This window comes from Halomicronema sp. CCY15110, assembly GCF_016888165.1.
Taxonomy (GTDB): domain Bacteria; phylum Cyanobacteriota; class Cyanobacteriia; order Phormidesmidales; family Phormidesmidaceae; genus Halomicronema.
Genome location: NZ_JACSWC010000434.1, coordinates 26,044 through 32,043, shown reverse-complemented (window position 1 = coordinate 32,043; position 6,000 = coordinate 26,044). Strand labels below are relative to the sequence as shown.

At 57.2% G+C, this 6,000-nt stretch carries 8 protein-coding genes; 1 reads left to right on the top strand and 7 read right to left on the bottom strand.

Features of this window, described 5'->3' with window-relative positions:
• Window positions 1-116 precede the first annotated feature (116 nt).
• Window positions 117-284 (bottom strand): metallothionein, encoded by a 168-nt coding sequence (locus tag JUK32_RS25715; protein ID WP_204141741.1) that lies wholly within the window; start codon window positions 282-284, stop codon window positions 117-119.
• A 163-nt stretch (window positions 285-447) separates the two neighbouring features.
• Here JUK32_RS25715 and JUK32_RS25710 point away from each other — a divergent pair, with 163 nt between their 5' ends.
• Window positions 448-801, top strand: a complete 354-nt coding sequence (locus tag JUK32_RS25710) for a helix-turn-helix transcriptional regulator (RefSeq protein WP_204141740.1) — start codon at window positions 448-450, stop codon at window positions 799-801.
• 331 nt (window positions 802-1,132) lie between these two features.
• On the opposite strand, the gene JUK32_RS25705 is transcribed toward JUK32_RS25710, so the two are convergent.
• The 6 genes from JUK32_RS25705 to JUK32_RS25680 form a co-directional block, all read right to left on the bottom strand.
• A complete protein-coding gene (locus JUK32_RS25705) occupies window positions 1,133-2,029 on the bottom strand; it encodes a F0F1 ATP synthase subunit gamma (RefSeq protein WP_204141739.1) in 897 nt (298 codons plus the stop codon).
• Window positions 2,030-3,589: an alternate F1F0 ATPase, F1 subunit alpha gene (locus JUK32_RS25700; RefSeq protein ID WP_204141738.1), complete on the bottom strand. Its 1,560-nt coding sequence runs from the start codon at window positions 3,587-3,589 to the stop codon at window positions 2,030-2,032.
• Window positions 3,590-3,768: 179 nt separating this feature from the next.
• A complete protein-coding gene (locus JUK32_RS25695) occupies window positions 3,769-4,563 on the bottom strand; it encodes a F0F1 ATP synthase subunit B (RefSeq protein ID WP_204141737.1) in 795 nt (264 codons plus the stop codon).
• Window positions 4,564-4,569: 6 nt separating this feature from the next.
• Window positions 4,570-4,860 carry a F0F1 ATP synthase subunit C gene (locus JUK32_RS25690; RefSeq protein ID WP_204141736.1) on the bottom strand — a complete coding sequence of 97 codons (291 nt, stop codon included), beginning with the start codon at window positions 4,858-4,860 and terminating at the stop codon, window positions 4,570-4,572.
• Window positions 4,861-4,904: 44 nt separating this feature from the next.
• The gene (locus JUK32_RS25685) at window positions 4,905-5,618 is read right to left on the bottom strand and encodes a F0F1 ATP synthase subunit A (RefSeq protein WP_204141735.1); all 714 of its coding nucleotides are present in this window, start codon (window positions 5,616-5,618) and stop codon (window positions 4,905-4,907) included.
• Window positions 5,619-5,622: 4 nt separating this feature from the next.
• Entirely contained in the window at window positions 5,623-5,916 is a 294-nt protein-coding gene (locus tag JUK32_RS25680; RefSeq protein ID WP_204141734.1) for an ATP synthase subunit I, read from the bottom strand.
• Window positions 5,917-6,000 lie beyond the last annotated feature (84 nt).

Sequence of the window (6,000 nt, the reverse complement as noted above, 5' to 3'; positions counted from 1 at the left end):
TGCAACTAAATAAAGTACCCGTTCAATCCGGTTTCGACTTCGCTCAACCTGCCAGTATCGAGAGTTGAGCGAAGTCGCAACTCGGTTCATGGGGATCTTTTTTTCGCGCAAGGCGCTTAACTGTGGCAGGCGCAGCCGGTATGGCCACAGCCAGCCCCTTCGGCGTGACCATTAGCACAGGCCTCGCTGCAATAGTAATGACCGTCTTTGGCGATCGCTTTACTGGTATCGACAATGCATAAACAAGAATCACAAGCACATTTCATTTGAGTAACAGTTGTCATGGCAATCTCCTCAGCCGATAAAATGGCACATATTTGAACAACTGTTCATAATTTTACAACGCATGAATGCCTGTTCAAGTATTTGGATATACAATCTTTAGCTTTGGTTGAGAGTGCGGAGCCGGAGTTTAAGGTATAGCAGTTGCTCAATAACGGCTAATCGATGTCGGATTCTGAAAACAAGACGTTGCCGGTGATCGGGAGAGACTTCCCGGTGAGTGGCATTCTGAGTATCGAAAAGGCTCAGCGGATGGCCGAGTTCTTTGGCGTGCTTGGGGATCCAAACCGCTGGCGGATTCTGTCTGCCCTGGCTTTGAAGGAAATGAGCGTAGGTGAGTTGGCTGAGGCGGTCGAAATGAGCGAATCCGCCGTTTCTCATCAATTAAGGGTGTTGCGGACTATGCGATTAGTGAGCTACCGCAAGCAGGGGCGCAGTGTTTTCTACTGCTTGAAAGACGACCACATCTTTAATCTGTATCAAGAAGCTTCAGAACACTTGGATGAACCTGATGATTAGCTGCGGTTCAATCTGAAGCAGGTGTGGCTGGAGCGTCAGAGTCCAGATCTGCCCAAATTCCTTATCCTGAGAGACATAGCGTAAAGCTTTGTACTCAAATGAGTCCCCCATGGTCTGGCCCAGCCAATATTCTTGGACGCTGATGTTCCTGTTTGCCGGGGTCGTCCGCGGCTGCATCAACGCCTGGCTCTGGATCGACATGACCCATCGCGGCGAGTGAATTAGCCAGGGGTCAATTTCCTTGTTTTGAAATGACGATGAGGTTTCGGTGAATTGCTCAGGAACCTGACCCCTCTGACTAAAAGAGATCGGCCCCACTGGCAACGCTACTTCACTTCGTCAACGCTTCGAAGCCGGAGACCACATCGAGCAGTTCGGCGGTGATGGCGCTTTGGCGCTGTTGGCGATACTGTGCGGTGAGCTCTTCGAGGCGGTCGTCAATGTTGCTCTCGGCGGACTGCATGGCAGCGAGGCGGCTGGCGTTTTCGCTAGCGCGGGAGGCGGCCAGGGCTTGATACAGCGTGATGAAGAGGTATTGCTGCACGAGTTTGAAAAACAGCGTTTCGGGGTCCATCAGGACGGTGGGCAGGCGGCGACTTTTCCACGGGCGCTGCCGTAGTGTGGCGAGCCAGTCTTGGTCGAGGGGCAACGGCTGGACGATGACCGATTCGTAGGAGGCGCTGGAGGTGGGGCGGTTGTAAAACAGCAGGATTTTGTCGCATCCCATATCGGTCTGCCAGCGATCGATCATCCACAGCAGGTCTTGCACCGTAGCGGTGATGCCATCGACATTGCTAGGCACCCGAAACGTTTCGTCAATTTGCACCCCCAAGTCTTGCAGCGTGGGAATCGGACGGGCACCGATGACGGCAATTTGTCTCTGATCAGCGATCGCAATGGGTGGATCACCCAGGTAGCGATCGAGGTACTGGGCAATTTGTTGATTAAACTGGCCGCACAACCCCTGATCAGAGCCAAACAGGATCACCCCTAGCTGATTTTGCTGATAGCGGTCTGGGTCTAACCCGACGGTGTTGTCCGCATATTTCGGCTGCTGGAGCAAAATTTGCAGTCCCAACTCTAGGGTGTGGGAATATTGCCGCAGCGAGGCCAGCGCCGCTTCATATTGCTGAATGCTGACCGCTGCTTGGGCCTTCATGGTTTTGACCACTGATTGCAGGTCTTCGGTGCTGTCGATTTGCGATTTCAGTGCTTCGGGAGTTTGCATTTAGCCTCCTGGCGGCTCATCTGCATCGGCTGGCGCGGTTTGCTCAGGCTCGTCTTGATGCATCGCGGCATCGACGGTGTGAGAGGCGACCTTGAGGAGGGTGGCGCGATCGCGATCGCACAGCTTTTCCCCCGCCTCGATCTGGTCGCAGATATCCCCCAGTTGCTCCCGCACCGCCTGCCGAATATCCTCCGTCATCCGCTGAATATCGGCTAAAGGCACCCCATCCAGCACCCCTTCAGAAATGGCGAGCAAGATCGCCACCTGCTCTGCCGCCGCAATGGGGGCAGCCTGCCGCTGCTTCAACACTTCTTGTACGCGACGACCGCGCTCCAGGGTGTGGCGGGTGTCGTCGTCGAGCTGGGTGCCAAAGCGGGCAAATACCTCCATTTCCTTGTACTGGGAGTAGGACAGCCGCAGATCGCCCGCCACCTCTCGGTACGCTGGTAGCTGAGTTTTGCCGCCCACCCGCGATACCGATCGCCCCACCTCCACCGCAGGCAAGATCCCCTGTTGAAACTGTTCTGGCGATAGGTAAATCTGCCCGTCGGTGATGGAAATCAGGTTGGTGGGAATGTACGCTGCCAGGTTTTGCGCCTGGGTTTCAATAATGGGCAGCGCCGTGAGGGAACCGCCGCCATACTCGGGCTTCAGCCGGGTCGATCGCTCTAGCAGCCGCGAGTGAATGTAGAAAATATCGCCGGGATACGCCTCGCGACCGGGGGGGCGACGCAGCAGCAACGACAGTTCTCGATAGGCCCAGGCGTGGCGGGTCAGATCGTCGTAGATCACCAGCACATCGCGTCCCTGATCCATAAAATACTCTGCCACGGAAGTCGCTGCGTAGGGGGTAATGTATTGCAGCGCTGGGGGATCGTTGCCCGTGGACATCATCACCAGGCTATAGTCCATGGCCCCACGATCGCGCAGGGTGGCAATCACGTTGGCGATCGCGCTGGCCCGCTGGCCAATCGCGCAATAGATGCAGATCATGTCCTGATCGTGCTGATTGAGGATGGTATCCACTGCGATCGCGGTTTTGCCCGTCTGGCGATCGCCCACAATCAATTCCCGCTGGCCTCGCCCGACGGGAATCAGCGCATCCACCACCTTTAACCCCGTTTGCAGCGGTACTTTGACCGGGGCACGATGGATGAACGGTGGCGCGGGGCGCTCGATCGGTCGGCGCTCTTGAGTCAGAATGGCCCCCTGATCATCCAGCGGTTTGCCCGTCGGATCAATGACTCGCCCTAGCAGGGCTGGGCCGACCGGCACATCGACCACGCGCGCTGTGCGCTCGACCCGCTGACCGACTTCCAGGTGCTCACTCGACCCCAGCAAAATCACGCCCAGTTCATCGGGATCAAGGTTAAACGCGATTCCCGGTACCTGCCCGCGAAACATCAGCAACTCATCGGCCTTGGCATGGGGCAGTCCTGTGACTGTGGCGATGCTGCCGCTAATTGAGGCGATCGTCCCGATTTCCCGAAGCTGGAGGTCGGGGGGGCGATCGCGCTGGAGGAGGGCGTTGAGGGTATCGTGGAGGAGGGGAGTGAGCATGGGGTGGGGGAGTGGGAGGGTGGCAGGGTGGCAGGGTGGCAGGGTGGCAGGGTTGGGTGAGGGGGGTGAAGAGGGTGAGGGGGGTGGAGAGGGTGAGGGGGGTGGAGAGGGTGAGGGGAGTGAAGAGGGTGAGGGGAGTGAAGAGGGTGAGGGGGGCGAATGCACTATGCCAAACCGGATCACGAATGAGCGGTTTTGGTTTGGGGATGGGGATCGGGATCGGGTTGGGGCGATCGCATTGTCTTCTCTAGTTCTTGCAGATAATCGTCGGCGCTCCAGGCGAGGTCGTAGGCGTTGTTTTGCAAGCGAATGCCGAAGAGCAGGGCGGGCGATCGCTCGAAGTGAATCGCTTGGCCGTTCAGTAGGTGGGTGTCGCGGAGGGTTTGGCGCAGATTTTCTTGGCTAGCCTCGGGGAGGTCGTAGCTGGTTTGCACGATGACGGGCTGATCGGTCTGGGCAAAGGCGTCTGCGATCGCCTGCCGCTTTTCCTCATCCAAATTCTGGAGTTTATGCTGAAACGCTTGGACGGTCTGCGCTTCCAGATCGGCGTTGGCAATATCACGCAGCACCTGCCGCACGATGGCGATCACCTGCTGGCCAAACTCCGCTTGCAAGTCAGCCAACAGGCTTTGCTGCTCGTTCGCGAGGGCATCTTCCCACTGCTGGCGTTTTTGAGCGAGTTCGTCCTTGGCTTGCTGCCATTCCCGCTGGCGCATCTCGTCTGCCTCGGCTTTGGCGGCATGCAAAATCTGCTCACGCCGATCTTCTAGCTCGCGCTGCACTTGGCGGTGTTCCTCAGCTGCGGTGTCTGCTTGGGCCTGGGCCTGGGCCGCAGCATCCCAACGCACCTGCATCTGATCTTGTCGTTTATCAATGGTTTTGAGAATCGGCTGGTAGAGAAACCGATGCAGCAAAAATAGCAGGATCAGAAAGTTGATGATCTGGGCGATGACCGTAAACCAGTCAATCAGCATGGTGCCTTACCCTCCCCCCGCCTGATTGATGAAATAGTTCCAAAAGGGATTGGCGAAGATCAAAATCATCGACACGACGAAACAGTAAATGGCGGTGGATTCCACCAGGGCTAAGCCGACGAATAGGGTGCGGGTGATAGTGTTGGCTTCGTCGGGTTGCTGGGCGAGCGCCCCCAAGGCGCGGGCGAGGGCCAGCCCTTCGCCGATCGCCGGAGCGATCGAACCCACCGCGATCGTCAGCCCCGCTGTCACAATTGAGATCATGCCGATCCAGCCCAGTTCGGTCAGGTTTTCCATTGACTCACTCCTAAGTTAATTGTCTGCTAGCCAGGTGTCGGGCTTTATGCCTGTCCATTATCGACCTCCACTTCATCCTCGACTTTGGCCTGCTGTAGCCGCATCCCCGACGCGATATACACCATCGACAAAATGGCGAATACATATGCCTGAATCACGCCCACCAGCAGCCCAAACGCCTCCATGACCACGGGAAATAGCAGCGGCACGATGGACAGCAAAATCGCGACTAGCAGACTCGTGCTCATCACGTTGCCAAACAGGCGAATGGCCAGGGCGATCGTCCGCGAGAGTTCGCTGATGATGTTGAACGGCAACATGACTGGCATCGGCTCGATGTAATGCTGCAAATAGTGGCCCCAGCCCTGACTTTTAATGCCAAATAGGGGCACCGCGACAAACACACACAGAGCGAGGGCGATGGTGGTAGACAGGGACGCCGCCGGCGACATCATGCCGGGGATGATCTCGATGATGTTGGCGGTCGCGATGAACAAGAACAGCGTGCCGATGAACGGCAAAAAGGGCCGGGCATCTTGACGGCTAGCGTCACTGATCTGGTCGCGAATCGTCGTGACGATGATTTCTAGCCCGTGCTGCCAGCGTGACATGCGGTCTGGCCCGACCGAAAGCTGGCGCGTCACTAGCGCTGAGATCATGACCAGTACCAGCATCGTCACCCAAGAAAAGACGAGGGTGGCGTTGAGCTTAAAGAAGCCGGATTGCCAATAAATGATGTGATCGGGGGTGATTTCCATCGCGTTATCCCATCGCGTCAGTAGACGGCGATCGCTGCCGTTGTAAGCGCTGCATGAGGATCACCCGAGCGGCGATAAATCCCAGCAGCCCCGCGATCGCTCGCTGCCAGTCGCCCTGCATAATCAGGTAAAAGCCCAGGAGCGCGATCGCCATGCGGCCAAAATAGCTGCCCACCACGAGCCGCACCGGCCAGCCCGTCGTCGGCAACTGCCGCACCGTGAACCACAGGCTGCCAAAGAAAAAGCCGCCCAAACCGGCACCTGCGCAAAATGCCAGGATTAAACTACTGGCCGACATTTTCCACCTCCTGACAGGATTGATGCGATAAATCGCTGCTGTCTCGATGGTAGGCAACGATCAACGAGATTTTCCCTGGCTGAC